Annotated in this window: 23 protein-coding genes and 1 pseudogene; 17 read left to right on the forward strand and 7 right to left on the reverse strand. The window is 56.2% G+C overall.

Annotation, left to right across the window (positions count from 1 at the left end; all coding sequences use genetic code 11):
- From GA0061100_RS35000 to GA0061100_RS16690, 6 genes are all read left to right on the forward strand, one after another.
- Positions 1–201, forward strand: a 201-nt coding sequence (locus GA0061100_RS35000) for a hypothetical protein (RefSeq protein WP_208621549.1), incomplete at its 5' end; no start/stop codon positions are given.
- A 1,691-nt stretch (positions 202–1,892) separates the two neighbouring features.
- The gene (locus GA0061100_RS16670; protein ID WP_143525451.1) at positions 1,893–2,228 is read left to right on the forward strand and encodes a hypothetical protein; all 336 of its coding nucleotides are present in this window, start codon (positions 1,893–1,895) and stop codon (positions 2,226–2,228) included.
- 289 nt (positions 2,229–2,517) lie between these two features.
- Entirely contained in the window at positions 2,518–2,937 is a 420-nt protein-coding gene (locus GA0061100_RS16675; RefSeq protein ID WP_075853836.1) for a hypothetical protein, read from the forward strand.
- Between the two features lie 150 nt (positions 2,938–3,087).
- On the forward strand, positions 3,088–5,208 hold the full coding sequence (locus GA0061100_RS16680; RefSeq protein ID WP_244557860.1) for a multicopper oxidase family protein: 2,121 nt from the start codon (positions 3,088–3,090) through the stop codon (positions 5,206–5,208).
- A 41-nt stretch (positions 5,209–5,249) separates the two neighbouring features.
- Entirely contained in the window at positions 5,250–6,776 is a 1,527-nt protein-coding gene (locus tag GA0061100_RS16685; RefSeq protein ID WP_075853838.1) for a tyrosinase family protein, read from the forward strand.
- Between the two features lie 32 nt (positions 6,777–6,808).
- Positions 6,809–7,264, forward strand: a complete 456-nt coding sequence (locus tag GA0061100_RS16690; RefSeq protein ID WP_075853839.1) for a hypothetical protein — start codon at positions 6,809–6,811, stop codon at positions 7,262–7,264.
- Between the two features lie 908 nt (positions 7,265–8,172).
- On the opposite strand, the gene GA0061100_RS16700 is transcribed toward GA0061100_RS16690, so the two are convergent.
- From GA0061100_RS16700 to GA0061100_RS16715, 4 genes are all read right to left on the reverse strand, one after another.
- Positions 8,173–8,610, reverse strand: coding sequence for a TadE/TadG family type IV pilus assembly protein (locus tag GA0061100_RS16700; protein ID WP_075853841.1), 438 nt, complete (start codon positions 8,608–8,610; stop codon positions 8,173–8,175).
- Complete coding sequence (locus GA0061100_RS16705) at positions 8,607–9,206, reverse strand: TadE/TadG family type IV pilus assembly protein (protein ID WP_075853842.1); 600 nt, start codon at positions 9,204–9,206, stop codon at positions 8,607–8,609. The genes GA0061100_RS16700 and GA0061100_RS16705 overlap by 4 nt, the downstream gene beginning before the upstream one ends.
- Positions 9,203–11,152, reverse strand: coding sequence for a pilus assembly protein TadG-related protein (locus GA0061100_RS16710; RefSeq protein WP_342195607.1), 1,950 nt, complete (start codon positions 11,150–11,152; stop codon positions 9,203–9,205). Before GA0061100_RS16710 ends, GA0061100_RS16705 begins: the two co-directional genes overlap by 4 nt.
- A gap of 706 nt (positions 11,153–11,858) precedes the next feature.
- Positions 11,859–12,665, reverse strand: coding sequence for an ABC transporter substrate-binding protein (locus GA0061100_RS16715; RefSeq protein WP_075853843.1), 807 nt, complete (start codon positions 12,663–12,665; stop codon positions 11,859–11,861).
- A 147-nt stretch (positions 12,666–12,812) separates the two neighbouring features.
- Between GA0061100_RS16715 and GA0061100_RS16720 the strand changes: the two genes are divergently transcribed.
- The 6 genes from GA0061100_RS16720 to GA0061100_RS16745 all read left to right on the forward strand — a co-directional run bounded on the left by GA0061100_RS16720 (position 12,813) and on the right by GA0061100_RS16745 (position 18,796).
- Positions 12,813–15,176, forward strand: a complete 2,364-nt coding sequence (locus GA0061100_RS16720; protein WP_075854294.1) for a putative bifunctional diguanylate cyclase/phosphodiesterase — start codon at positions 12,813–12,815, stop codon at positions 15,174–15,176.
- 370 nt (positions 15,177–15,546) lie between these two features.
- Positions 15,547–16,023, forward strand: coding sequence for a hypothetical protein (locus GA0061100_RS16725; RefSeq protein WP_143525452.1), 477 nt, complete (start codon positions 15,547–15,549; stop codon positions 16,021–16,023).
- A gap of 301 nt (positions 16,024–16,324) precedes the next feature.
- Entirely contained in the window at positions 16,325–17,617 is a 1,293-nt protein-coding gene (gene blh, locus GA0061100_RS16730) for a bifunctional sulfur transferase/dioxygenase Blh (RefSeq protein ID WP_075853845.1), read from the forward strand.
- A 5-nt stretch (positions 17,618–17,622) separates the two neighbouring features.
- Positions 17,623–17,961: a sulfite-sensing transcriptional repressor BigR gene (gene bigR, locus GA0061100_RS16735; protein WP_425298685.1), complete on the forward strand. Its 339-nt coding sequence runs from the start codon at positions 17,623–17,625 to the stop codon at positions 17,959–17,961.
- Positions 17,958–18,368, forward strand: a complete 411-nt coding sequence (locus GA0061100_RS16740) for a YeeE/YedE family protein (protein WP_075853847.1) — start codon at positions 17,958–17,960, stop codon at positions 18,366–18,368. The genes bigR and GA0061100_RS16740 overlap by 4 nt, the downstream gene beginning before the upstream one ends.
- The gene (locus tag GA0061100_RS16745; protein ID WP_075854295.1) at positions 18,365–18,796 is read left to right on the forward strand and encodes a YeeE/YedE family protein; all 432 of its coding nucleotides are present in this window, start codon (positions 18,365–18,367) and stop codon (positions 18,794–18,796) included. The genes GA0061100_RS16740 and GA0061100_RS16745 overlap by 4 nt, the downstream gene beginning before the upstream one ends.
- Positions 18,797–19,008: 212 nt before the next feature.
- Here the strand turns inward: GA0061100_RS16745 and GA0061100_RS16750 are convergent, their stop codons facing one another.
- The 3 genes from GA0061100_RS16750 to GA0061100_RS16760 all read right to left on the reverse strand — a co-directional run bounded on the left by GA0061100_RS16750 (position 19,009) and on the right by GA0061100_RS16760 (position 22,189).
- Positions 19,009–19,845, reverse strand: coding sequence for a carbohydrate ABC transporter permease (locus GA0061100_RS16750; protein ID WP_075853848.1), 837 nt, complete (start codon positions 19,843–19,845; stop codon positions 19,009–19,011).
- A 3-nt stretch (positions 19,846–19,848) separates the two neighbouring features.
- Positions 19,849–20,778, reverse strand: a complete 930-nt coding sequence (locus tag GA0061100_RS16755; protein WP_159444788.1) for a carbohydrate ABC transporter permease — start codon at positions 20,776–20,778, stop codon at positions 19,849–19,851.
- A gap of 136 nt (positions 20,779–20,914) precedes the next feature.
- Entirely contained in the window at positions 20,915–22,189 is a 1,275-nt protein-coding gene (locus tag GA0061100_RS16760) for an extracellular solute-binding protein (RefSeq protein WP_159444789.1), read from the reverse strand.
- Positions 22,190–22,413: 224 nt separating this feature from the next.
- On the opposite strand from GA0061100_RS16760, the gene GA0061100_RS16765 reads away from it, so the two are divergent.
- From GA0061100_RS16765 to GA0061100_RS16785, 5 genes and pseudogenes are all read left to right on the forward strand, one after another.
- Complete coding sequence (locus GA0061100_RS16765) at positions 22,414–23,922, forward strand: hypothetical protein (protein ID WP_075853851.1); 1,509 nt, start codon at positions 22,414–22,416, stop codon at positions 23,920–23,922.
- 36 nt (positions 23,923–23,958) lie between these two features.
- A complete protein-coding gene (locus tag GA0061100_RS16770; protein ID WP_075853852.1) occupies positions 23,959–24,978 on the forward strand; it encodes a LacI family DNA-binding transcriptional regulator in 1,020 nt (339 codons plus the stop codon).
- A gap of 200 nt (positions 24,979–25,178) precedes the next feature.
- A pseudogene (locus tag GA0061100_RS35550) lies at positions 25,179–25,598 on the forward strand (sigma 54-dependent transcriptional regulator); the annotation flags it as partial.
- A gap of 106 nt (positions 25,599–25,704) precedes the next feature.
- Complete coding sequence (locus GA0061100_RS16780; protein ID WP_075853854.1) at positions 25,705–25,920, forward strand: cold-shock protein; 216 nt, start codon at positions 25,705–25,707, stop codon at positions 25,918–25,920.
- A 111-nt stretch (positions 25,921–26,031) separates the two neighbouring features.
- Positions 26,032–26,316 carry a hypothetical protein gene (locus tag GA0061100_RS16785; protein ID WP_075853855.1) on the forward strand — a complete coding sequence of 95 codons (285 nt, stop codon included), beginning with the start codon at positions 26,032–26,034 and terminating at the stop codon, positions 26,314–26,316.
- Positions 26,317–26,339: the final 23 nt, after the last annotated feature.

A 26,339-nucleotide genomic window follows, 5' to 3' on the forward strand; every position in this document is an offset into this window, starting at 1 on the left:
TTTTGGGCACGCATAGATCTTTCCTCCGTAGAGCACAAAGCGGCCTGCCGTGGACGATCCGAGCAGGTTTGGCGGTTTTCTGAAATGCTGACCTTTAAGGATCTCGCCGCCGCCAGAGGCGCCCACCGTACTTTCGATAGGCGACGAAAGAGGAGCGCGACGATGATGGAACACTATTGCTCGCCGTTTAAGGCTATTTGATGCGGTGAGGCCTACTTGCCTCTCTTCGTCGGCGCTTTAGTAGAGTATGGGCTTGAGCATGCTGGATGCTCACTCCTTTTCCCGCTTGCTGGTGTAGGGCGTTTGATCGATCCCCTGATTGGCAGGCGAGGAATCCAGGTGTGGTTCAGGAGATTATAGCTCTGCCCCCGCCAGCGGCTGATACCCTTTTGCGCGAGTTCCCCCTTGCCGTATCGCGGGCAACCGGATCGAAGCTATGAGCGAATGACGCTCTTTAGTGATTGGTTTGCTGAAGCCCTTTTCGCTACGGCTGCGATCCTTTCGAGAAAAGCTGCACTCAGATTGCCGATCGGCCTAATTGACTCGAAGCCGAAAGCCTCGTCCAGCTCGACGCGGTTATATTCATCGAGGGTGATCCAACAGGGGGGAAAGGCCTGCCCGGCGGGCGGTACTCCATTTCGGGAAAGGAGAGGGCGACACGCTCCGGCCGTGGCTCCTGCGAGGTGATCGGAAACAGATAGATTGCGTCGGGATTGCCCGGCGTGTGCGCGACGATGCAAACCTGACAGGCTTTGCGGCCGGGTTCCTCGCCGACCTGTGCCTGGCGCGCCCACAGATAATGGAAACGGACGGTCTGTCCCCCCTCAAGCATCGCGATGCGGCCCATCGAGGATCGCGTCGATGCCTTCCATCAATTCGTCATGGATGTCATCCGGCGCATCCTCCAGCCGATAGCTCTGCGCTTGCGGTCGCCCTTTCAGCCGATCATAGGCTTCGGCTGCCAGTATCGCCAGCTTTTGCTTTGCCGCGCTTGGTGAGCGCGACCGGCTCGATCAGTGCCGTCTCGAGAATTTCCCCGGCGGCACGGTTCATGTCGGAAAAGTAAACTGCTTCATAGCGGCCTTATGAATAGTATCACCTAAGATACGTATTTCATGCGAAACATGTAGCGGAAGTTCGGGTCATTGAGATTGAAATACCTAACGTGGCTGTCATCTGTTTCCACCGGCCACGCTCTGTCCGCCAGCACCGAGCCAGCTCGGGGAGGAGAATATCGACCTGTTGCCCGTACACTCAGCCTGAGTTTGTGGCTGGGGGCATTCTGTGAAATCCAGAATGCGGTTGTAGATGGCATTAAGGAAGCCAAAATTGAATTGAATCACTCGCGGCGAGAGAATTTTATTCGAGATTGCGGAATGGCAATTGTTACAGAGGCTTATGCAATTTCGGGAACGGGTCGTTGGTGCTTATCTCTTCAAGAGCTTTATTCCTGGTAGCTTCAGCCCCGACATGTGTACGCCATTGCTTATGCGCCGTCACCAACACGCGTGATGACACAAGATCGTTTGCAATTGATGGTATTGTATTTGCTGTTAATGCACCTTTTGCATGCGCAACGCTAATGCAACGCGCGTCATTGATCGAAATATGCCAAGCTCACTTCATAAACCAACAAGACTGGGCTGGCTCGCGAGAAAAGCGAGCGTAGCCGATTTAGGCATGCGCCGTGAGGTGACCTCGATCATGCCTGCAAGGCAGCCGTTTATCGGTGTCGAGGACACGTGTTGCTTCGCGCTGCCGAGCAGGCTGGCCCATGTTGCACCGCTACGGGTACAGGCAAGCGGCGGAAATGCATGGCTTGGGCGGCAATGGCAATCTCAGTCGTGGCAAGTCTACGTGGCGTTGTCGGCAGTCTCGCGATGGAACCGATCATGGAAAGATTGAAACGTCTCGCAAAGAAAGGTTTGTCGCAGGACGAGCTCGAAGTCACCAAGCGGGTATTTGACCTAGCTACGGCGCAGAGCTGGTTCGATGATACTCAATACAGCCGAGACGGCTTTGCTGTCGCACTGGTCGGCCTGTTTCGATGCGGAATAACCAATCCGGCTCAGTTGGAAAGGATCGCCATGTTTTGGGCACTGAGCGACTTTTCCCGGAACATGTCAGGTGTTCAACGGGCTAAACTTCGATCACTCTACGGCCGATATGAGCCAAGTGATATGGATACGGCGCTGGCTGATCACTTTCCCGCTGACAAGCTTGTTTAAGCAGGTCTCTTATAGCCGTCGACAATTGGCGTTATCCGTCGGTGCTGGTGGAAACGCGCTTGGAATTGGCTCGCCCCTGCTGTGACTCCGGTTCATCGCGATGCAAATAAAGCATATTATTTTAATATGACGTATTGCTAATGTAGTCGCTTTTATATACCCTCTGAAATTGTAAGTTTCACACATACTCTCCTTTATCGTGCTGCCTCATGGTAGCAGAAAGGACATGCGAGAGCGTGTCTTAATACAACTGGCGGGAACGTCATTAGAGGCTATTTGGGGGTGTGACATGTCTTTTTCGTTGCAGGGCCGCTGGACTTACAGAAGCTATCGAAACGATCCTGCGCTCATTGGGGACGATGCGCAGAAAGCGCTTCAAAATATCTTCGGCGAAGGCGTGTTCACGCTTGCTGTTTCGGGCGGCAAGGTGACTGGCACGCTCGATATGGGTTCGGGCTACTTTCTTGACCTCACTGGAACCGTGGTGCCGGTCGAGGGCGGAGAGGCTCGAATCAAGATGGTGGGTGTCGGGCGATCGGGGACGCCAACCGCGGGCTGGCAATACGACTATCACGGCACCGATGCCTTTACCTGGCCGAACGGCGTGAACCAGGTTCCGGCCTTCGTCGGTTCGGTTATTCGCGCGAAGCCGCATAACGGCTCTCCGGCCGGTTATGTCGCTTCGTTCATCGCCGTCAGGCAGGCCTGATCGCGAAGCTATTTCATTTCAGCATTGAAGTTGCCGGCTCGTTCGCCGCGCTCTCTGCACCGAGAGGCCGAACGTGTGGGGTGAAGACGTTGTCGCGGCGACTTGATGCCGCGAATCTCGGGGATTCGGCCGATATAGGGGAGATATGCGATGTCGGTGAACAGGATGGCAATGGGGACTATCTGGCGAAATGGCTTAGCGATATCTGCAACCCTTGCGGCATGCGGCCTGTCGATGCCGGCTTTCGGGCAGCAGGCGGAACCGCTCTTTTCCAATCCACCGGTTCTGGAAGAAACCCATCCTGGTGCCGCACCGATGAGCCGGTTACCGACTAGCGGGTTGAAGAAGTCTCAGGCGGCGGTGACGACCTCAGGCCGCAGGCAGCTCGACCTGACGGTGAAATTCATCGAGAACGGCATCTACAATCCGGTGACCGGCCGCGTCGACAAGGTCAGGCTTCGTGGCTATACGGGTGCCGGCGTCAATCCAAATGCACCCTATGTCGCTCCGGTCATCGAGGCCGCGCCCGGCGAGAGGATCACGGTCGCGCTCCACAACGAGCTTCCCGATGACGGCACTTGCGCCGGGCATGGCGATGCCAATCAGCCGCATTGCTTCAACGGCACGAACCTGCATTCCCACGGTCTTTGGGTGAGCCCGACCGGCAACAGCGACAACGTCCTGATCTCGATCAATCCCGGCAAGAGCTTCACCTATTTCTACGATCTGCCGGACGAGCATCCCGCCGGCACCTTCTGGTATCATTCGCACCGGCACGGCTCGACCGCGCTTCAGGTATCCAGCGGCATGGCCGGCGCTTTGGTCGTGCGCGGCAATCGCCTGCCGACACAGAATGCCAATGGCGATCTCGATACCCTGCTGAAGAATGCCGACGGCAAGCCAATGCAAGAGCAGTTGCTCGTTTTCCAGCAGATCCAATATGCCTGCTTCGATGCGAAGGGCCAGATCAAGACGCGGGTGGTGGATGGCAAGGTCGTTGCCTGGGTCTGCGATCCCGGAGATGTGGGCGAGATCCGCAACTATGACCAGTTCGGACCTGGAACCTGGGGAGAATCGGGGCGCTATACGACCATCAACGGGCTGGTCCAGCCGCGCTTTCAGTCGAAGGCGGGCCAAGTCGAACGCTGGCGGATGATACATGGCGGCGTGCGTGAAACCATCACCGTTGCTTTCCGTCCGCGCCGTCAGGGCGCTCCCGAATATAGGGCGACTACGCCTGAAGCGGCAGCCGACTACATCAGACAGAACTGCGCCGGGGAGGCTATCCCATATCATATCGTCGCGGCGGACGGGCTGACGACCGCGGTTGCCCGTTCCACACAAACCGCAACGCTGCAGCCGGGTTATCGCTTCGACGCGCTCGTCATGTTCCCAACGACCGGCGACTACTGTGTGGTCAACGAGCCGTTGCCCGGCACTGCAAGCGTGACGCGCGCCGATCAGGACCGGCAATTGCTTGCTACCGTGTCGGTCGCGGCCGGAACGCCGGTCAGCAATATCGACACGGCGCTCACGGACACGCTCGTTGCGGCTGCGCAGCGGACAATGCCCCCCGATATCCGAGCCGCCGTCATCGCCGATCTCAGAAATGGCCTCAAGCTGACCCGCTTCGTGCCGCATCCTGATGTCACCGACGACGAAATCACCGGGACGCAGGAACTGGTCTTCTTCATCGACCTGAGCGGCAATGTCGCGAAGTTCGAGGTCGGCAACAAATCCTTCGACCCGAAGAACTTCGATCCGGCGACATTCAAGCCGCGTTCTTATGATCCCAATTATGTCGATCGTGCCCTGCCGCTGGGGGGCGTTGAGGAATGGACGTTGCAATCGGCCTTCGTCGGCCATCCGTTCCACATTCACGTCAATCCTTTCCAGATCGTGGAAATCCTCGACCCGAACGGCGTCGACGTCAGCGCGCCTGGAGCGATCGATCGGGGTGGTGGGGTCGTCGATCCGCAATATCCAGGCCTTAAGGGCGTCTGGAAGGATACGCTCTGGGTGAAGAGCCTGATCAGCAATCCCGCCGACTTTCCTGCCAAGCTCGCCACGTCGACCTACAAGATCAAGATCCGCACCCGATATGAACGCTTCATCGGCGAATACGTCCTGCATTGCCACATCCTCGATCATGAGGATCAGGGGATGATGCAGAACGTCTGCATCGACCTGCCGAACGGCGGCGGCGGAGCGAATTGTGCACGGCTGCTGCGCCCGACCGACGGTCAGCAGCCGGCCACCATGCAGCACTGATCTCAGCCAGAAACAGCTTTTTGAACCCAAGGGGGAGTAAGATGAACATCACACGCAGATCTGTCATCGTTCAGGGCGGCGTTATCGGGGCGGGCCTGCTCGCCAGCGGATTGCCGGGCATGAAGGCATTCGCGCAGATACCGCCGGTTCCCTGGCGGCGTTCTCTTCAGGGATTGGCCTGGAACGATCCGATCGTTGCGACGTATCGTGACGCGGTGCGCATTCTCCAAGCGCTGCCCACAACCGAGAAATTCAACTGGGTCAATCTGTCGGAAATCCATGGAAGTGATGCCGGCGTCAAATATTGCCCGCATGGCAACTGGTATTTCCTGCCGTGGCACAGGGCCTATACGGCGATGTACGAGCGCATCGTCCGGCATGTGACCAAGAACAACGATTTCGCCATGCCATTCTGGGACTGGACCGCCAATCCGTACCTGCCCGAAGTATTCACCATGCAAAAGACGCCTGACGGCAAGGACAATCTCCTTTACGTATCGTCGCGCACCTGGCCGATCAAGCAACCGATGCCGGACAATATCGTCGGGCCGGGGGTTCTCAATACCATCTTGACGGCGACGCCATACGAGGTTTTCGGCACCACTCGCCCCGCCGGGCAGAACTCGCTCGATCCCTCCTGGGTTATCACCAGTACCGGCACGCAGGGGACGTTGGAATCCACTCCGCATAACCAGGTACACAACAACATAGGCGGCTTCATGCCGACATGGTCGTCGCCACGCGACCCGATCTTCTTCATGCATCATGGCAATATCGACCGCATCTGGGCGACCTGGAATCTGCGCCACGTCAACAGTGCGGATCGGCTCTGGACCGACATGCAGTTCACCGACAATTTCTACAATGTCGACGGTCAGTTTTGGTCCCCGAAAGTCTCCGACCTCTATGTTCCGGAGGAACTCGGATACACCTATGGTTTCCGAAACTATTTCAAGGTGGCGGCGGCGAGCGCCAAGACCCTGGCTCTCAACGACAAGCTCACCTCCGTGATCGCGGCGACGGCAACCGATGCTGCAATCGCCGGCGTAACGACTGTCTCGACGGACAACAGCAAGGCGGCGACGGCAAGCGCACCGCTGTCGTTGCCGATCAAGATCCCGGCAGGCGCCTTGCAGGATATCGTCAGCCAGCCGCCTTTGCCCTCCGGCATGGACACGATGGATTTCGGCGCAGCCCAGGAGCAGGCGGCTTCCGCCCCCCGAGTCCTGGCGTTTCTTCGGGATGTCGAAATCACCAGCGCGAGCACGACAAGCGTTCATGTTTTTCTCGGCAAGAACGAACTGAAGGCCGATACGCCGGTCACCGATCCGCATTATGTCGGCTCTTTCGCCGTGCTTGGACACAAGGGCGATCATCACGGTGGCGGCCATCACCCGTTGCCATCCTTCGTCCTCGACCTCACGGACGCCATTCAGCGGGTCTATGGCGCAAGAGGGCAAACGGATGGCGAGGCCATCGATCTGCAACTGGTTCCCGTTGGAGCAGGGGCGGGCAAACCCGGCACCGTGAAGCCCGCGAAACTGGAAATAGCCATAGTGTCCGCTTAAAATTGGGATCAGGATCGATTATGGAGAGATCGATGCGCTATCATCGTTGGATGCTGATCGCTATTTGTGTGGTGGCGTTCACGATGCTGCGCATCGGTAGCCCGATCCAAGCCAGTGGGAGCGACATGCAGGCGACGGTCGACAAGCCGGTAACGATAGCCATCGCTGGCGTGGCCGAGCGCGCACCGGGCAATGGCGGCAAACGGATTGTCGTAACAGTCAACGCATACGAACCGTCGAAATCGGGGTCCGTCACGATAGTTGTTTCTGTGCGCTGTGGCGAGGTGCTGCGGGAAATCGGCCGTTTTGGCATTTTTCCGAACGAAGCGTTTTCCGTGTCGCGCGGAAGCAACCCTCAGCGGTTCGGCTTTCCGCTGCCCGACGAGCCGAGTTGCCGGCAACCGCAAACAGTCGAGATTGGTCTCGAGCCTCAAACGGGCGACGGGACAGGTGCTAGTATCACGATCGGTAGCGCAGGCATCGAATAGCGGGGCTTGCTGCCAGTCGGCGCTTAGTGGGGATCTTCCTCACTTTGAGTGGTTCCCTGATCACTAACGGTCAAGCTGCTATGGGTCGGCATGCGAACGAAATCGAATGATGAGACCATGGCAAGAAGCGGAGCCGTCACGATTGCAGTATTCCTGGGCTGGTGCGAGCCGTAGTAAGGCAGATGCAAATCATTGCGTAAAGTGGATATTCGGTTCGCAAGATGAACGTCTGATGCGTCCCAGCGCGAGCCACGCGCAAGGTCTGAACCATAGCTCAGGATCTATCTTCGCAATGTAGCGGATCGACCAAAAATGTTTAGAAGCCATGCTATTCGTACAGGTACATTTACGAACAGAGAGAGCATCGATCTCTGTCAGCGTGTCTTCTATCATGCCTGCGCCCAGAATCGAGTTATGACGAAGCAGGAACGTCAGGCTCTAGCCGTCTCCATTATTCACGACTTTTGCGAAGGCTTGACTGATGAGCTTGATCTGCGACGCGCATATGTCGATCTTCGCAGTAAGGACGTCGCTGCTTCCCTGATGGGTGACCAAGCGCTCCTGCGCGTATGAGCCCATTTCGCATCACGTTGGCTGATCACATTTTTGCCTGTCGCAAGTTATCCCGCATTCCTTCAACCAATATTCCATGAGCAAATTAAATGACGGAAGATCGGGACTATCTGCTTAAAGCGGCGGCAAACCTATCGAAGATAATGAATTTCCCGTTCACCGTATCGGACTGGAGTGTCAAGCCCTCCAGAAAGGTAGGCGGCATTCGGAACGGTACGGCCGCGAGATCAAGCAGCGCGTCAAACGTGGATGACAAGGCGGTGAAGCTTTCCGACCGATAATCTTAATGGATAAGGGCTGTCGCTATCTCAGGCAATTTGACGTGCCTCTTTTGCTCATTGATTTGCGTAGCATGCCTGGGTGGTCAAATCCGTACCTCCTGCCAGTGACGTTAAAAGCTCCGGCAGCAAGGTTGCAAACTTGTAGGTAAGCGTAACCTGCGAAAAACCATCCAGACCATAGCAGCTGGCGGCATTGTTCAAAGAAATCGACGTCTCATCAAGGGCGACCGCCCAACCAGCCGCCTTCGTCTGAGCGAAGGTAATCGTTTTGGAAGCGCTGTAGGCACTTCCATCCTCGCATTCGACTTGTGGAATACCCATGCAACGGGCTGTCGCAATTGCTGTTTCGTGAAGGGCATGGCTTGTCCAGAACAGCCGGCCGAATTCCATGATACCAAACAGCATCAGCAGGAACAGCGGCATGACCATAGCAAATTCCACGGCGCTGGCTCCCTCGTGTGAGCGCCAGAATTTTCTCAAGCGGCGGATCATTTGAGCTGCACCACAGCGCTGGCATAAATATAGCCGTCGTTGACAATATTGTAGCCAGAAAACAATGGAGCATAGGTCTGCTTGGCAGAGATCACCGCATATTTGCCCGCGTTTGCTCCATCGGGGCATGACGAGCTGCAGGTCTGCTGAGATCCCCAAACGAAAGAGGCCGCCGATCCGCTCGGGCAATAGCAGGCGCCAGTGGAAGCAGGAGTGCCATCGATCCTGATTGTGGCTCCGTCGAAATTGGCTTGCACGCCGTCATTGATTGCGATTGAGGCGCTGGCACCGGTCGATGGGTACTGTCCGGCGATCATCAGAGCGACGCTCTTGGCCAGCAGGCTGTCGTTTAGACCATCGACCTGATCAGCATGAACCAGTGTGTAGCTGGCAGTGTTCGAGATCGTGGCCTCCAACTGGAAGCGTGCGAAAATCAGGCTGCCCATGTCAAAACTGACTGCCATGATGAAGAGGAAGACCGGGGCAAGCACGGCGAATTCGACGGCTGCATTACCACGGTCATCCCGACCCAAGGCGTCGGCGTGGTGGGAAAGTGTTCGTTTGAATTTTCGAGGAGAAAATGGAAGCAATTTCATTGGACTAAGGCCACCTTTCCGCCGCCCGTCGACAGGGTGCATTCGGACATGGCCTGAGAACCGCCAGACAATGAAATACTGGCGCCAATCAGTTGAAGACATCCGCCCGGCGCGTTACTGAGCGAGCCGCCGCCTCCGAAATCGATCTTGCCGTACGGAAAATAGAAAGCTCCCGAGATGGTACCGATGCCACCGGACGTTATTTCTGCCCCGGCTGTATTGCCTGAAGATTGAGGGCCGATGACGGCGAGGTTCGCATTGCTTCCGGATTGCGGTGCGGTGAGGCTGATCGCGTTTCCGCCGGTCAGGCAGAAGGCCTTTCCACCGCATTCCCAGTCGGATGGCGTGGCAACGCCGGAAACAACGAGCGTCACATCCTTTCCGGAAATGGCGATCGGATCGCCGCAGCTTGCGCCGCCCGTATTTGCGGAGAAATATCCGTCGACCGTATAGATGCCGGCTCCCAACCTTGCCCCGCCTGCAAGGTTGACATTGCCGGATATGTCATGCTGAGCGCTGGCGGGAATTGTGATGCAACTGCCGCCGCCACCGCCGTTGATGTTGCCGTTGACGCGGAAGCTACCCGTTCCAGTGGTTGCGTCCGCAAGATAGGTGATTGATCCCCCGTCGAGCCCGATGCCGTTGTTGCTGCTGGATTTACCGATCGTGTAGCTGTTGGATGTTCCGGCGCCTAGTTTCAAGGTCGCACCGGCGCCCGTATAAAAGCCAGCATTCAAGATAAACGTGCTGGGGCCGCCGATCAGAACTTTCCCGGAGCTGCATAGGCTGTAGCGGCCGTCGCCACAAACCTGGTCGCCCATTCCAAAATGGAATGTTCCGGCACCGAAGGTCAGGTCGGCTCCATAGACCCCCTTGGCAACCTTGAAGATGCCATTGCCGAAGACGAGTTTCGTGCCGAAGTCGTTCTGGACCTTGCCGGAGAAGCTGTAGACGATATTCTTGTTGCCGCCGATGTTGAAGTTGACTTGGACGTTACCGTGCACAAGCAGGGAGCCAATGCTGATCTTCGAGCCTGAACAGGTAATATCCCACTTGCTGGTCCAGTACTGATTATAGTTGCCTGGATCATAGGTGCATCCTATCGCCTGAATGGCGGATGCGGTGTCTACCGGAGAGGAGTTGCCGCCAAATTCGACATCTGGGCTGTTGCCGACCATCGCCTTGCTCGGCCATGAAGCGCTACGGATGGTGTCGAAGCGACTGGTCAGTGCACCTATGCCGGCATTACCGCTTAAGGGATCGCTGGTATATTGCTGTGTGACAGGCGCCTGACTCCCGTCCGTGCGTACGATGTTGGCAGACCAAGGGCAGGGCTGGGAAGAGCCTTCGTCATATGTGGCGCTTTTGGCGGTGATCTTCGTTCCACAGGGAGCCACCAGATTACTGTTGGAGGCAACGTAACAGTTGCCGGCATTGACCTGAACGCCTCCGGATAGGGTTACGCCAGCGGATGATTTATCGAGCGCTATAATGCAGCCGTTTTCGGCTGTGCCCAAAGAGGAATAGGCTTCAGCTGCGATGTCCAGCTTGGGGGAGGCGCCCAGAATAGGCGCCAGGAAAAGAGTGTTCGTTGTGGTAATTCCCACATGAACTGCCTGATTGCGCGCATCTTTCGGTGAAGTTGTCAGCGAGACCGTAGCGTTTGTCGTGTCGATGCCATTGAGCTTGACCACGCGAAGGGCCGCTTCTCTCATCTGATCTTCGGAATTCGTGCCGCTATAGGCAAGAGCTCCGGCATAGGAGGCAAGGTCTGCCGTTCGCTGATTTTCGTCCCGCACAAGCAGCCCGTATCCGTACTCGATAGACAGAGCGGCAAATCCCAGGACGAGGGGCAGGCAAAGGGCGCTCATGATGGCAATGCTGCCGCGCCGGTCCGTGCCGAGCGAACGTCCATGCCAGAGGGCCAATCGGATGAATTGGATCAAAGCTATTCCTCTAAAAATCAAATTTCAAATATTGCGCTTGTGGCTGAGACTTCTCTCATCGGTCGACATCGTCCGCGAAGGAGCCTCGCAAAGAGTATGGATTGATATCCATCCGCTCAGTTCCTTTGAGGACGTGCGATCGGTTTACGGAATCAGGCGTTTTGGAAGCCGGAAGCGAGGTCATCTCACGGACACGCAAAAAGGTCGCCAATGCCCACGCGAAATGAAGGGATGACCCTGCTGCGGCGCGAAGCTCATCTTCGCGCACGCAATAGGCTGGCGGGATCCTCAAGGGATTCTTAATGCCTAAAAGTATGACTTATTATTGTGCTGGAATTGGATAGGCTCTACGAAATTCGGATAGAGACTATTTGAATAGCTGATCGTTTTAGAGTTGAGGCAGATAGCCCTGCTACGCCACGAAAACTAAATTTCGCCATGGGGCAACGCTTGTCGCGAAGGTGATTGTCGCTTCGTGGCACTGCTGCGCTGGCTTCCGGTTGGGCTTCGCGCGGCAGTGTCCTCACCAATCTGAGATGGCTGTTTGAAAATTGATTTTGAGGCCACCTGCGTCATCAGTCCGCCTGCCGCCGGGCACCCCTTGCCCTCGGATGATGCGCGCAAAAGCTTGCAGGTTCACGCTTCTGGTTACGTGGCTTTTGACAAAAGCGACAATGATAACAGTGGCTTGACTTTCCTTGCAGGACTACTCGATGCTGAATGGAAAATATTTTGCGTTGATCATGTCATAGGTCCCGTCCGCCTTGATGGACTTCAATGCTGCATTCAGGCGCGCAAGGCGTTCGCTGTCATCCAACCGCACCGCAATTCCGGAACCATCGCCAAAATATGTTGCGTCAACCAGATCCGGTCCTCGGAACTCGCAGCAGCTTCCCGCCTTTGTGTTCGCGATCCAGTCATAGATGGCAAGCTTATCTTCCAAAATGATGTCAACACTTCCGTCCGATAGTCCCTTGTACAATTCAGGTGAAGACCGAAAGACCGTCTCATGCGTCTGCGGATAGAGATGTTTGGCAAAGGATTGCTGCGCTGTCGAAGATGTCACTCCGAGGTTCTTGCCGGTAAGGGCGGCAGGGCTCACATCTTTGATCGGTGAATCTTTTCGCACGATGAACACCGACGGGCTATTGTAATAGCGTTCCGTGAAGGCGACCTTCTGGCGCCGCTCGTCGCTCATCGACATGGATGAGATGATCGCGTCATATTTCCTGGCGACGAGATCTGGAATCATATCATCCCACTTCTCGACGATGAACTGGCATTCAAACTCGCCGACCTTGCAGATCGCATTGGCGATATCAATATCAAAACCCTGCAGCTTGTTGTTTGCATCGAGGTAGTTAAACGGCGGAAATGCGCCCTCGACGGCAATTCTCATTGGCATATGCTCTTGCGCCGTTGTCGGAAATGGTAAGGTTGCAGCCAAAACGAAGCCGATACCAATACCTGCCGATGCCCTGCGCAATATTGTCTGAACAGATAGGTGCAGCATCGTGGAGTATCCTTAATAGGTAACCGATCCCGATATAATGCGCAGTTGCTTTTAATTCTACGTGAACGCTTCTTTGCTACCACTCATGTAACCGTAGTTTTGTTTTGATGATGACATTCTAATACAGCGTTGTTCGGGGATCTGCGCTTGCACATTATCCGTTCTTCCAGTCCAAAGTCCTTTCAACAATCCTGGATAGCTTCGGGAAGAATTCTCTTCCTGATTGCGGCTAGTGCTCTGGGAGTAATTGGCCTTGTCGTGCTGTCTGCATTGTGGGCGGGAACTGAAAGTGACTCTGCGGCACTTGATAGACAGCGTCAGCTCGTAACCGCGCGCCTGAGAGAGCAAGTTGATCAAGTGGCGCGTGTCATTGGACAAGTCGGCAATGGTTATCTTGCTGCAAATGGAGCCTACCCGACCTCGGGCACATCCTCGATTTCGCCTGCCTTCAGCACGGTTTTGACGACAGCAGCCGGGAGTGCGATCAGCCAGGCTGCGACATCCGTCTTTGGCTATGATCAGGCATTTGTCGTAGACGAACATGGCGACCTGGTCATGATGGCAGACGGCCAGATGGAAAAGCGCTATCGTTGGATGAAGCCTCTTCTTTTGCCGCTCCTTCGAAAGGCGGGCATCGCCGTCCACCAGCGTGCTATGTTGACTGAGCACTTGTCCGGGTCATTGGATAATCCCGCTGGAAGCGCAGTTCTCGCTCATCGCGGGTTGGCCAGTTTGCTACGCCTGGAGGGTCGGCCGACGATTGTCGGCATCGCGGCTGTTAGGGAGCTGCGCGAAGGACAAGGGCAGCCGTCATGGCAATTTGTGATCGTCTTACGGTTCCTGGATGGAGCGGCGTTGGATGAATTGAGTCGGGAACAGGGGCTCAACGGCGCACGCTTCGCGCGCACTGCCGATGCTGGTGATGACGAAGTTGCATTTCAGATTGACGATACTACGAATGGTGAACCGATCGGATTCATCGTATGGCGGCCTGACCTTCCGGGATCAAGGGTCATCGGTCGATTGATGCCGGCGCTTTCGATCGCTGCCCTGATGATGGCGTTTCTCCTGACAATCTTACTTGTGCGGCTGCGAAAAAGCCTCGGCGAGTTGAAGAGAAGCGAGTTCCATGCAAGACAGCTTGCGCTCCACGATGTGCTGACAGATCTCCCCAATCGCGCATTGTTTGCGATGAGGTTTGACGAGTGCTTGGCCGAATTGGAAAACTCTACGAAGCGGTCGGCAATCGCGCTTCTTGACCTCGACCGGTTCAAGGCCGTGAACGATACCTTTGGCCACGCTGCGGGCGACGAACTCATCAGGTTGGCTGCCGATCGGGTCCGTTTACTTCTTCGGTCACAAGATACGCTCGCTCGGCTCGGAGGAGACGAATTTGCCCTGCTTCTCCGTGATATCGAAGATCACGATCAAGCTCTGCCAGCAATCTGCGAAGCAATCGTCACGGAGCTTAGCATACCCTTCCCATTGTTGAATGGGGAAGCCGTAGCGCGTGTTGGCTGCTCGATCGGCGTTGCGCTTGTGCCTGATACGGGGCGAAATGCCGACGATATCATGCGTTATGCCGATGTCGCGCTCTACGAAGCAAAAGTAGGCGGCAGGGGTCGGTGGAGTGTCTATTCGCCGTCCATGGACGGAGGCAGGAATGCGCGCGATATCCTCAAAAACGAATTGCGGGAGGTCCTATCCAAAATCCGGGTTTCACCTGATGACGATGAGCGAGATGAGCCGGCTGCGGACAGGCCAGACTTCGGAGCGTTGGAAGTCTACTACCAGCCTGTACATCAAGCAGGGAAGGGATATTCCGTGACGGGAGCCGAGGCGCTCGTGCGGTGGCGGCATAGCCAGCGCGGACTGTTGATGCCAGCGAGCTTCATCCCCGCGGCGGAAGAAGGCGGCCTTATTGACGCACTAGGATTCTGGGTATTGCGTGAAGCCTGCACTGCGGCCTGCAACTGGCCCGAAAACACATTCATCGCGGTGAACGTGTCTCCCTCTCAACTGAGGAGGCCAAATTTTGTCGAAGAAGTGCGCGCGGTACTGCAGGAGACCCGGTTATCGCCGTCCCGGCTTGAGCTCGAACTCACCGAATCCTCGCTCATAGAAGATTATGCAGACATCTATTCGATACTGAAGTCGTTGCGCAGCGAGGGTATTCAAATTTCGCTGGATGATTTTGGAACCGGCTATTCGTGCCTCAGTCATTTGACGCGCTTCGATGTTGATCGGATCAAGATTGATCGATCATTCGTCTCGCTCCTCGGCACGAAAGCCAACGGTACTGCGATCGTCAGTGCTATTATCTCGTTGAGCAATAGTCTTGGTATTGCGACAACAGCCGAAGGGGTCGAAACTGAATATCAGCGTGACTTTCTCGCTGCGATGGGCTGCACTGATCTCCAGGGCTACTTCTTCTCCAAACCTGTTCCTCTCGACGAACTCGATTGCTTCCGCATTCCTCAGCGCATGGACAAACTGCTCAAGACCAGTTGAGAATCCAACATATGGTCTGGCAGCATTTGACGCCAAGGCAACAGACACACCGAATAATATTCGTCACAAAGGCAAGTGAGCATCTTCCGACCATAGCTACAGGTGGGGAGGGAACAGCAAACATTAGACGCAAGATCGGTCTTCAGCATCTCAGCTGAAAAAGCGACTCGAGTCTTCTCATGCGACCATAGAACAAGTGCTACATCGAACCGGGAAAGTGGATCCGTTGGACGTCAGTGGAATTAGCCAAATGCGAAGTAGCGCATTGGTTGCATGTTATGGGCTTGTCATTGCAATGCATGATGGATTGTCGTACGCCCAGAGTTGAGACTGCCCGCTCGAGATTCTCGACATTATGGAGCATATGTGTATGACAAATTTTATTGAGAAGTGGTCTGCCAAGAAGGCTAATAAGCCGAAGGCCGGCACGCGAAATGCGATTGATTCCTTTCGTTTGAGGGTCGCAGAACAAAAGAATTATCTCGAAGAATACGAGCGTGACGCAGCGGGTTTCAAGAAATGGCGTTCGACGTGGTTTCAGCGCGTTCCGGGTGGGTTTGGCGTCAGCATTGGTCGTGACGCGATTAGTGCAGGGGAGGGGCTGACCTACGTTGTTGTCGAGACAGTCAAGGAAGTTGGCGAATTTCTTGATGATCTTGCCCTGCATGCGGAACGGGATACCGGCTTTCAAAAAGCACTCGAGGATAACCGCTCGCGCCGTGCTGCGCTACTGAGTGCAGCAAAATCGCGGCCTAATTCAATCAAGTCTGCTTCAGTAACAGCCCCCACCAGGGCATCGCGGACAAAGCGGGTTGCAAAGGCTGGCAAGCCCCAAACAGAGAAGTAGGCGAAGGTCCGAAAATATCAGGCAATGAAACGCTGAGCCCGCTTCGTGCGGGCTTTGCGCGTTAGGGCGCTGGGTATATCGATTTCGATTTGCTTCAAGAGCGGCGTTTCCGACAAGTGACCTGCGACTAACTTCTATCTGGCCGCTTTCGTATTGCCTGCGCGGTGGCTTCAAAAGTCACCGGCTCAGAGTGTTCCAGCTCCAAAGGCGTTGGTGGAGACAACAAGCAGACAGCTACTTGACACCGAACGTTATACATTATTATATATTATATAATATAATTTTTTTTGGAGGGATTTCGATGGCCATCCAAGTCACCGACCGCATCTGGATCGGGCCACAGTTGGACTTAAGCGAGTTTGACGAGCTCAAGCGAGATGGCTTCGATACGATCATCAACCTGCGACGTGACAATGAAGATGCTATGCAGCCGGGTAGCCAAGCGGAAGGGGAGGCGGCAAGGCGTACGGGCCTCGACTATCACTTCATTCCTATCGGCATGGATACAATTACTGTGGCCGACGTCGAAGCGTTCGCCACCGCTACGACAAAGTCGGGCGGCAAAGTATTTGCCCATTGCAAGTCCGGCATTCGCGCGATGCTGCTCCACGCTCTTGCATTGGTCGAAGCAGGGCAGATGCAGGCCTTCGAGCTGGCCGCCTTCGGCGCGAAATACGGTTATGATCTTTCTGCCGGCGAGGCGTGGCTTGCCCGGCACAATGCGCAGCGGCCGCAGGTAAAGGGCTTCTTCGATCCGCGCAGCTCGAGCGTGCAATATGTCGTCTCCGACCCTGCGACCCGCTACTGTGCGATCATCGATCCGGTTCTGGATTTCGATGAGAAATCCGGTGCGACCGCGACGACGAATGCCGATACCATCCTCAAATATATCGAGGACAACAAGCTGATCGTGGAATGGATACTCGATACCCACCCCCATGCAGATCATTTCTCTGGCGCGCATTATCTGAAATCAAAAACCGGTGCCCCAATAGCGATCGGCGAAAAGGTGGTCGACGTCCAAAACCTATGGAAGGGTATCTACAACTGGTCCGCGCTGCCGGCCGACGGCTCGCAATGGGATAGGCTGTTTGCCGACGGCGAGACGTTTCCCATCGGTTCGATCGAGGGCAAGGTGATGTTTTCGCCTGGTCATACGCTCGCCTCGGTCACCTATGTGATTGGTGATGCCGCCTTTATGCATGACACGCTCTTTCAGCCGGACAGCGGCACGGCGCGCGCTGATTTTCCAGGCGGCGATGCGTATATGCTGTGGCGCTCGATCCAGGCGATCCTGTCGCTGCCCGACGATGTCAGGCTGTTCACCGGCCATGATTATCAGCCAGGCGGCCGGGCGCCGAGATGGGAAAGCACAGTTGCCGAGCAGAAACGCCTCAATGCCCATGTCGTCGATACAGACGAGGAGAAATTCGTCGCGTTGCGCACCAGGCGTGATAGGACGCTGCCCATGCCAAAGCTGATCCTGCATGCGTTACAGGTCAATGTCCGCGGCGGGCGGTTACCGGAGCCCGAGGACAATGGCAAGCGCTATCTCAAGATCCCGCTCGATGCATTGGATGGCGCGACATGGTGAAGAGCATGGACATGCCGGATTTGGTACAGATTGACACTGATCCTGCGGCCTTGCACGAAAAGGCGGCCGAAGTTTCGGATCTCTTGAAAACGCTTGCACATCCGATACGGCTGATGCTCGTCTGTACGCTGGTCAAGGGCGAATATTCCGTGAGCGAGCTCGAGGAGACGCTCGATATCCACCAGCCCAGCCTGTCGCAGCAACTGAGCGTGCTGCGGGAGGCGCAGATCGTCGAGACCCGCCGTGACGGCAAGCAGATCTATTACCGCCTGACGGAGGAGAAGGCGGCCAAACTGGTCGGTGCCCTTTACACCATCTTTTGTGCCGAGGAAGAGGTGAAATGATTGCCTATCTTCCATCGCTGCTAGGCGGCCTGCTCATCGGGCTCTCGGCAACCATGCTATTGCTTCTCAACGGGCGGATTGCCGGCATCGCGGGCATTGTCGGGCGGCTCACGCAAGGCACCGGCGTGGCTACCAATGCGGCTTTCGTCGCTGGCCTCGTGCTTGGCCCGCTTGCCTATCGGGTCGCCGCCGGCCACCCGCCCGCCTCGACCATCACCGTGTCCTGGCCTCTGCTGGCGGTCGCAGGCCTGCTCGTCGGTTTCGGTGCACGCATGGGCTCGGGTTGCACCAGCGGTCACGGCATACTCGGTCTTGCGCGTCTGTCGCCGCGATCTGTAGTGGCTGTCGCCAGCTTTCTGGCGGCGGGCATCCTGACGGTAATGGTAATGCGATGGATCAGCGCATGAACCGGGAATTGCCAAGGGTGCTTGTCGCGCTCGCATCGGGCCTGATCTTTGGTTTCGGTCTGTCGCTGTCCGGCATGGTCGATCCGGTGCGCGTCCAGGGGGTCCTCGATCTTTTCGGCCATTGGGACCCGAGTCTGATCTTCGTGCTCGCAGGCGCGGTGATCGTCGCCTTCGTCGGTGTGAGCATCATGCGGCGGTGGCGACGACCTGTCTTCGACGCCGTGTTCCACCTTCCAGAAACAAAGCCCATCGACCGCCGGCTGATGATAGGTTCAGCCGTATTTGGTATCGGTTGGGGCATGGCCGGTCTGTGTCCAGGACCCGCACTTGCCGCGCTCTCGCTTGGGCTGCCGCAGGTGCCGCTGTTCGTCGCCGCCATGCTCATCGGCATGGTTGCTCACGATCGCTGGGCGAAGAAGGTATCGTAGATGGAGGTGCAGCGGCCGTCGGTTCGGGCCTGGCGCTACCACTTTCAGAAATCCCTCGCCGAGCTGCCGCCAAGCGTTGGGCGAAGATGCAAGCTTGGGTGACGTGTATGCGGCTGTGAATTCGTTTGAATGCGCATAATGATTGGCCGCCCAGTCCAAACTTTCACCGTTTGGACGGAAGCTTAGCGGATGGCTTCAGAGCCGCTGTGCGCTCAGCCTTTGACGGCGCCCATGGTCATCACATTGGTAATTTGCTTGTGCAGCATCAGAACGAGAAGAAGCGGCGGCGCAAGGTAAACCGTTGCCATCGCCATGACGCCACCCCATGCGACCCCGTCTTCATTGCTCATGGCAATGGCGATGATGACCGGCGCCGTACGCGCATCGTTCGAAGTGAATACCAGTGGGAACAAGTATTCGTTCCAGGAGCCAATCGCCACGACCAGCGACACCGCAGCGATTGCTGGCCTCAGGAGAGGCAAGGTGATCCGGGCAAAGGCGCCGGCGCGAGAGCACCCGTCAATCATGGCGGCTTCTTCCAATTCAACCGGAATGTCGTCGACGAATGTTTTGATCAGAAGCGTTGCCATACTGACGGCGAATGCTGCCCCACACAGAACGAGCGGAGTGATCGTATCGAGCCATCCGAGCTCGTTGAAAACCGGATATAGCGGGATGACGACGATGATCGACGGGAACATCCTGACGAAAATCATCAGGAATGCCGGTATTTTCAGCCATGGCTGCCGCAACCTGGAAAAGACGAATGCCGACGTGATTGCCATCGTCAGCGTCAATACCGTCGCAAGTATCGTAACGATGATACTGTTGAAGAGGCTTCCCCAAAAACGCGGAAAGAGGTTGGCGATATTCTGGTAGTTGCTTACCGTCGGCTCAGCGATCAGTTTCGGCGGATAGGCCCAGATCAATCCACCAGGCTTGAACGAGCTGCTGATCATGAAGACGATCGGGAAAAAGGCCCAGATCACAGCGATGCAAAGCAGCACAAAGAGAATTATGCGGCCGGCAATATTTCCATGTCCGCTCATTGGTCAGGCCTTGGCTCCGGGAAACATATCGCGATAAGCACGCCAGATGATCAGCGCTGCCATCAGCATGGTCAAAGCCAGCATGACCCAGCCGACGGATGCGCCCATACCGAACCGGAACGTGCCGAATGCCGTGCGATAAAGGTAGTGGGAAAGCAGTGACGTGGATGTACCCGGCCCACCACCTGTCATGGTCTGGATGGTATCAAATTCCCGGACAGCAAAGATGGTTTCGAACAGCGCCATGATCGACAGTGCCGGCATGATGAACGGCAGACGGACATACCAGAATATCTGGAAAGCATTCGCACCGTCGATCTTGGCTGCCTCTTTTACCTCCATCGGAATTCCTCTCAGCGCTGCAAAGAGGATGATCGCGATGAAGGGAAATCCTCGCCATACGGCAACGATGACGACCGCAACCATGGATGTCCACGGATTCGACATCCATGGGATCGTAGGAAGTCCCAACGAGGAAATAATATAGTTGACGAGGCCGTAGGATGGATCGAGCAGATTTTTCCAGATGACGACACCGACGACCGGACTGATTGCAAAGGGTGCAATCAGCAGCGCCATCCAGACACGGCGATACGGCAACTCATTGTCGAGCAAGAGCGCGATGCCGAGCGCGACGATCAGCTGCAGGCTGACAACCCCGATCACATATGCAATATTTCTAAGAAGGATCGAATAGAACACGGAGCTGTTGAACAGCGTGACAAAATTCTTCCAGCCTATGAACTTGGTTGGAATGCCCGGCGAATAATCGGTGAACGCGGTCGCAAGAAGCACAATTGCAGGTATGGCAATGAACAGTAGAAGGAGAAGGATTGGGGGCGCCACTGCGGTAATTGCCAGAATATCTTCCGACGTTCTGCTGCGCTTGCGTTGCCGAGGGGCATTTGCGGCGACTGTGCCATTCCTAACCATGCGGATCTTCCGATATTGACCTGGCGGATTGGAGAGCCAATCCGCCATAATACCCACCTGTGGGCAAAGACTGCACATGCCGCGAGCCGATTGGAAACTGCTCCAACCGAGGGCGCGGAGAGCCGGGTGCCGATCGCTACTCGTAGATCGACTTGAGATCATCGGCCAAGGTGTCCAGCGTCTCCTTGGCAGGGGCGCCGTTCACCACGATATTCTGGACGGCAACGGCAATGGCATCGCTAGCCTCGCCAAGTCGCGGATTGCCCGGAAGCGGTGGTCTCGAGATCGCAAGCGTATCGATCCCGACCTTGTTCGCCGCGATCTTCTCGCCAAGCTTTGCCAGCGGCTCGGCCCGACAAGGTTGATTGCCGTTGGACATCATCATCGCTTCGGGCTTGGATCCGGCCAGATACTTGATCAGCTCATAGGCCTGCTGTTTGTTCTGCGATCCCTTCAGAATGCCGGCACCCCAATAGAAGGACTGACTGCCGGCATAGTCGACACCGCTCTTTCGCAAGGCATCAAGGATCGGAACGTGAAAAGCAACCGTTCCGCCTGGTCCGAGAGCGTCCGGAGACTCGAAGCGCGACGTGAAATTATCGTTGCTGACGACCATGGAGAGCCGTCCGGAGGTAAACATCTGGTCGGCGTCCACGCTGGTCCAGTTTGGCGGCATTATGCCCTCTGCATACAGTCGGCGAAGGAATTCAGTCGCCTGGATCATCGCAGGGCTGTTGACGACAACCTCGCCCTTCTCGTCGATGATCGATCCGCCAAACATTGCACCGATGGTGGCCAAGCCGGATGGGACCTGGTCGCTGATACCACGCACCGCAAAACCATAGACTTTTTCGCCGCTCGGCTTGGTGAAGGTCGCGCTCTTGGCTGCATCGTACAGCTGCTCCGGCGTGCGCGGCGGCTCGGCGACGCCGTGGTCAGACATATACTTCTTATTACCCCAGAAGATCCAAACGCCGCAGCGCAGCGGTACGAGATAATGCTGATTATCGATCGTCCCTGCATCGACCGGTGCCTTGACCCAGTCCTGTGGGAAGCCGCCGATCGCATCGGCGCCCATGTATTTGTCGAGCGGCTCGAGGAATGCGGCGATACGCGGATTGGCCATCAGCTGCGAGACCATGATGATATCTTCGGCGGACTTGTTGAGTGTGCCGAGGCGCGGGAGGGCTTCAAGGATGCCGGGACCCGTCTCGACGTTGACAGCGACCTTCGTATCCTTCTCCTTTTCGAAATCCGCCAGAGCATCCACGCCCTTCGACACGCCGACACCACGCATCGAGGATTCGTGAATGTTCACGCCTACGATCGTCAGCTTCTTTTCTTGAGCAAGCGCCGTCGAAGACAGCGCCGTCAACATGGCCACTGCCAAAATTTGGATTTTACGCTTCACTGCACCCTCCCAGTTGCCGTCTGAAATCACTCCTCCGATCGGCATCGAACCCCGCCGGACCGCAGCGACGAGCTGCAAGTTAGAGATTCATATTTAGACCGATCTAATTGCTTCAGAAAGTTGTTAGATCGGTCTAAATTTGTCAACTCATTTCTCAAAACGGCATTTATTGACACTTAGATCGGTCTAAAATATGCAATGTAGCGTATTGAGGAGAAGCCGGAATGAACCCCATTGATGTGCCTGTGACGCTTCGAGCCGGGCGGCAGCTGCTGTTTGACGATTATCTTATCGCGACATCCGAGCTCCAGCGGATATTCCACCGTCCCAAGCTTCATCCGGCAACTCCGGTCCTCAAACCGGAAACGCCGATCGAGATGAATGGTGGCTATTGCCCGGTGGCCTGTACATTTCAGGACGGTGTTTTCTTCGATCCGGCCGACCAGCTATTCAAGATGACCTATCATGCCGGCTGGTTTGCCGCGACGGCACTGGCAACAAGTCGGGATGGTATCCATTGGGAGCGCCCGCGCCTCGATGTGGACGGCGTCACCAATCGTATTCTGCCGATCGGCTATCCACGGATGCGCGATGGGGCAGGATTCTGGCTCGATACGTTTGCCACGGACCCTGCCGAACGCTTCAAGATGATGGTCTATTATCGCCGCGGCTCCCATCCGAGCATGCCCTATGTGGACTATGATTTTGATGGCGTGAAGGAACAATACGCCGAGATTTATACATCGCCGGACGCCATTCATTGGACGGCGCGCGGCCGGACCGGAGAATGCGGCGACAACAGCAATTTCTACTACAACCCCTTTGATCGCAAATGGTATTACTCACTGCGCGTTCATGCCGAGCGCGGGCGCCAACGCAGCTATGTGGCCCATCCCGATTTCGTCGAAGGCAGGAACTGGACCAGGGAAGGCCGAAAGCCGCTGGTCGTTCCCGATGACATCGATCATGCCAACCTAACCGGCGAAGTTCCCTCGGAAATCTATAATTTCGATGCCGTCGCCTATGAAAGCGTGATGCTCGGGATCTATGGCATGTTTCGTGGCCCGCAAAATCCGGACAGCTTCTATCGCGGTCTTCCCAAAATTACGGATCTGGAAATAGGGTTCAGTCGCGACGGGCTGGACTGGATACGCCCGAACCGGCAAGAGCCTTTCCTTGCTCCATCCCAGATTCCAGGCCAGTGGGACAGAGGCTATCTGCATGCGACGGGTGGGGTTTGCTTGGTGGTCGGGGACGAACTTTATTTCTACGTCTCCGGCTTTTCCGGACACTCTCCCATTCTCGGCACCCACGCCTATGCCGGCGGCTCGGTCGGACTGGTCACCTTGCGTCGCGACGGGTTCGTCTCGCTTTACAGCGGCCAATCAGGTGAAATGACGACAAGGCCGCTTCAGATCTCCGGCAGCCATGTCTTCGTCAACACCGACTGCAGTGCCGGACGGCTACGTGTTGCCGTTCTCGACGAGCACGGCAAGGATATCCCCGGCTTTGGACTGGAAGATTGCGAAGCGATCACCGTCGACAAGGTGACATGTCCGGTCCGCTGGAGGGGAGGCGATCTTGCCGCACTCCCAAGTCGGCGCCTTCGCCTCCGGTTTGCCCTGGAAAATGCGCACCTGTACTCATTTTGGGTCAGCAACTCAGCAAACGGTCAAAGCGGCGGCTATCTTGGTGCGGGCGGTCCGGGTTACGCCGGCATCATCGACCAATGATTGCTACGATCGGCTTTGCGAAGCGAGGATGCGAATTTGACTGACGAGATCGAACGCCGGCTTACCATAGATGACGTTGCCAAAGCGGCCGGCGTCTCGCGCTCGACGGTATCGCTCGTGCTCAGGAACAGCGAACTGGTCGCCGAACACACCAAGACAACGGTTCGCGACGTCGCTGCCCGCCTCGGCTATGTCTACAATCGCAAGGCTGCCATCCGATCGAGATTCAGCTACCTCGTCGGCATCATCATCCCCGATCTGACCAACCCGTTCTTCTCGGAGCTGACCGCTGGCGTCGACCAGGTGCTGAACGATGCCGGCTGGACATCCCTCCTCGGCAATTCCTGGGAATCCGTTTCCAATCAGGAGAGAATTTTCCAAAGGATGCATGAGCAAAATGTGGACGCGCTCATCGTCTGCCCCGTGACCGATGGGAAAGGCTCGGCGACGGAAAGCTTTACCAGATCCGGCTTCCGAACTCTGCAGGTTCTCAGAAGGGCCAATCAGGATACGAGTTATCTGGGCATAGACTATGCCCATGGCGTGTCGCTCGCCGTCAATCACCTGTACGAACTGGGGCATACGAACATCGTCTTTCTGGGCGGCGAGCGTGCTCACTCGGCGGCAACCGAGCGCTATGATGGATATGTGACATCCATGCGCTCCTATGGGCTGATCCCGAGGCATGTCCCCTGTTCCCTGAAGAGATCGGCTGCCGCGGAGACGGTGGGTGAGCTCTTTCGGATGGACAATCCGCCAAGCGCATTCGTCTGTTTCAATGATGTCGTGGCGATAGGCGCAATGGCTGGGCTTGAACGCATCGGACGCAAAGTGGGACACGACGTTTCGGTCGTCGGTTTCGATAATGTCGCCGATGCCGAGTTTGTCCAACCACCGCTGACGACGGTCGATACCCATGCACGCCAGCTCGGTGAACAGGCAGCCAGGCTCGTTCTGGACGCCATCCGCAAGGGCCTTGCAATCGACGCGACCACCATCACGAAGACCAGTCTGGTCGTGCGCAGCTCCACGGGCAAGGCACCCGGCCTCCTTTAGACACGTCATTTCCTCAATGACAAGCCGCCATGATGCGAGACTGGCAATAGGCGCATCGACCGGCAAGGCACGAACTGAATCGAGGGTTGCACAGTGAAAGCCGATATCCTTTTGTCGCGTGGCATGTCACTTCTTCTCGGAAGAGAAATCCGATGTTCGATCAAACTCCCGATCCCGCTCTTGCCGCCGAGACCTGTTGCAACCTCGACTGCGAGCTTAGGCGCTATCTGGAGAGGGAGGGCGAGGACGCTGCTTTCAACAAGGAGGCGCGTGACGCTACCTTTCCTTCGCAACCAGTCTACAAGCCGTCCTGAGTGCCAATTTCCGCGATCTGTCGGCGTCGGTGACATGCATGGCGCCGCCTGACCGATGATAATGGAACCGATACCATTATTGAAGATGTGCTGGGCGCAGAAGCTGCTGCCAGTCTCGATCGTTTCGACGCGGTGCAGCTCGCGACAGTTCTTCAGACCTGCCGCGACCACACAACGGCCAGTTTTGCGGGCAGAGCCTTGTTTACGATCTCGCGATTGGAAAAGAAAAGCAGCAATGATGCGGATCGCCTGACGAAATATCTCGCCCGCTTCGGCGTCAGATTTGAGGACGTCAAACTACAGTGACCGCGGTAGGCTCCGTGGTGCTGCTATCCAAAGCGCCGCAAAACGAAGTTCATAGGTCAGCCTGATCTAGAACGTGATATTCTCGAAGACTTAGGTTTGTGGGTATTTGAAACACCGAGCCGGCGGTTCGTATCCCGTCAAGAGCACCAAGGGTTTTGGCTTTATCCAGCCTGACAATGGTGGCGAAGATGTTTTCGTCCACATTTCCGCTGTTGAGCGCGCCGGTCTGCGCGGCCTCGTCGACGGTCAGAAGATCAGCTATGAGATCGTGACAGACAAACGTTCGGGCAAAAGCTCGGCGGACAATCTGCAGGATGCATGAGTATTTGTCGTCACCTCGCGCGAGCACGGATGGGTTGGCGCGCGGGGGTGATAGCCGTCGAAGGTCGGGCGTCAAACCCGGCCTTTTGTTTTTGATCCTATGGAGGTCGCTATGCCAAAAAGTGTCTATGTGACCGGTGACTCCATCATTTTAAAAAACGGTGTCTTCCTGTATGGTGCAAAGAAGGGTCATTGCCGCATTGTGTCCATTTTGCCGAAGGCTAATGGATTGGTTCAATATCGTATCCGGTTCTCGAGCGAAAATTGCGAGCGTCTTATTACCGAAGCGGATATAGATCATGATGCGTCGGTAGGCGTGGACGGAAAACCGTCGACCAACGCTGCGTATGCCAGCAGCTCATGGGTTAACATTAACGCGATCAAGATCAGGAAATAGCGACACTAGCCGCGTCAGGAGAT

Source organism: Martinezella hainanensis (assembly GCF_900094555.1).
Classification (GTDB): Bacteria; Pseudomonadota; Alphaproteobacteria; order Rhizobiales; family Rhizobiaceae; genus Rhizobium; species Rhizobium hainanense.

Coding starts and splice junctions, on each gene's coding strand:
- GA0061100_RS16715 (WP_075853843.1), bottom strand. CDS start 12,665: ATGCTGCACCTATCTGTTCAGACAATATTGCGCAGGGCATCGGCAGGT.
- GA0061100_RS16755 (WP_159444788.1), bottom strand. CDS start 20,778: ATGGTTAGGAATGGCACAGTCGCCGCAAATGCCCCTCGGCAACGCAAG.
- GA0061100_RS16690 (WP_075853839.1), top strand. CDS start 6,809: ATGCGCTATCATCGTTGGATGCTGATCGCTATTTGTGTGGTGGCGTTC.
- GA0061100_RS16745 (WP_075854295.1), top strand. CDS start 18,365: ATGAACCGGGAATTGCCAAGGGTGCTTGTCGCGCTCGCATCGGGCCTG.
- GA0061100_RS16765 (WP_075853851.1), top strand. CDS start 22,414: ATGAACCCCATTGATGTGCCTGTGACGCTTCGAGCCGGGCGGCAGCTG.
- GA0061100_RS16675 (WP_075853836.1), top strand. CDS start 2,518: ATGTCTTTTTCGTTGCAGGGCCGCTGGACTTACAGAAGCTATCGAAAC.
- GA0061100_RS16700 (WP_075853841.1), bottom strand. CDS start 8,610: ATGATCCGCCGCTTGAGAAAATTCTGGCGCTCACACGAGGGAGCCAGC.
- bigR (WP_425298685.1), top strand. CDS start 17,623: ATGGACATGCCGGATTTGGTACAGATTGACACTGATCCTGCGGCCTTG.
- GA0061100_RS16670 (WP_143525451.1), top strand. CDS start 1,893: ATGGAAAGATTGAAACGTCTCGCAAAGAAAGGTTTGTCGCAGGACGAG.
- GA0061100_RS16785 (WP_075853855.1), top strand. CDS start 26,032: ATGCCAAAAAGTGTCTATGTGACCGGTGACTCCATCATTTTAAAAAAC.
- GA0061100_RS16685 (WP_075853838.1), top strand. CDS start 5,250: ATGAACATCACACGCAGATCTGTCATCGTTCAGGGCGGCGTTATCGGG.
- blh (WP_075853845.1), top strand. CDS start 16,325: ATGGCCATCCAAGTCACCGACCGCATCTGGATCGGGCCACAGTTGGAC.
- GA0061100_RS16750 (WP_075853848.1), bottom strand. CDS start 19,845: ATGAGCGGACATGGAAATATTGCCGGCCGCATAATTCTCTTTGTGCTG.
- GA0061100_RS16705 (WP_075853842.1), bottom strand. CDS start 9,206: ATGAAATTGCTTCCATTTTCTCCTCGAAAATTCAAACGAACACTTTCC.
- GA0061100_RS16740 (WP_075853847.1), top strand. CDS start 17,958: ATGATTGCCTATCTTCCATCGCTGCTAGGCGGCCTGCTCATCGGGCTC.
- GA0061100_RS16680 (WP_244557860.1), top strand. CDS start 3,088: ATGTCGGTGAACAGGATGGCAATGGGGACTATCTGGCGAAATGGCTTA.
- GA0061100_RS16725 (WP_143525452.1), top strand. CDS start 15,547: ATGACAAATTTTATTGAGAAGTGGTCTGCCAAGAAGGCTAATAAGCCG.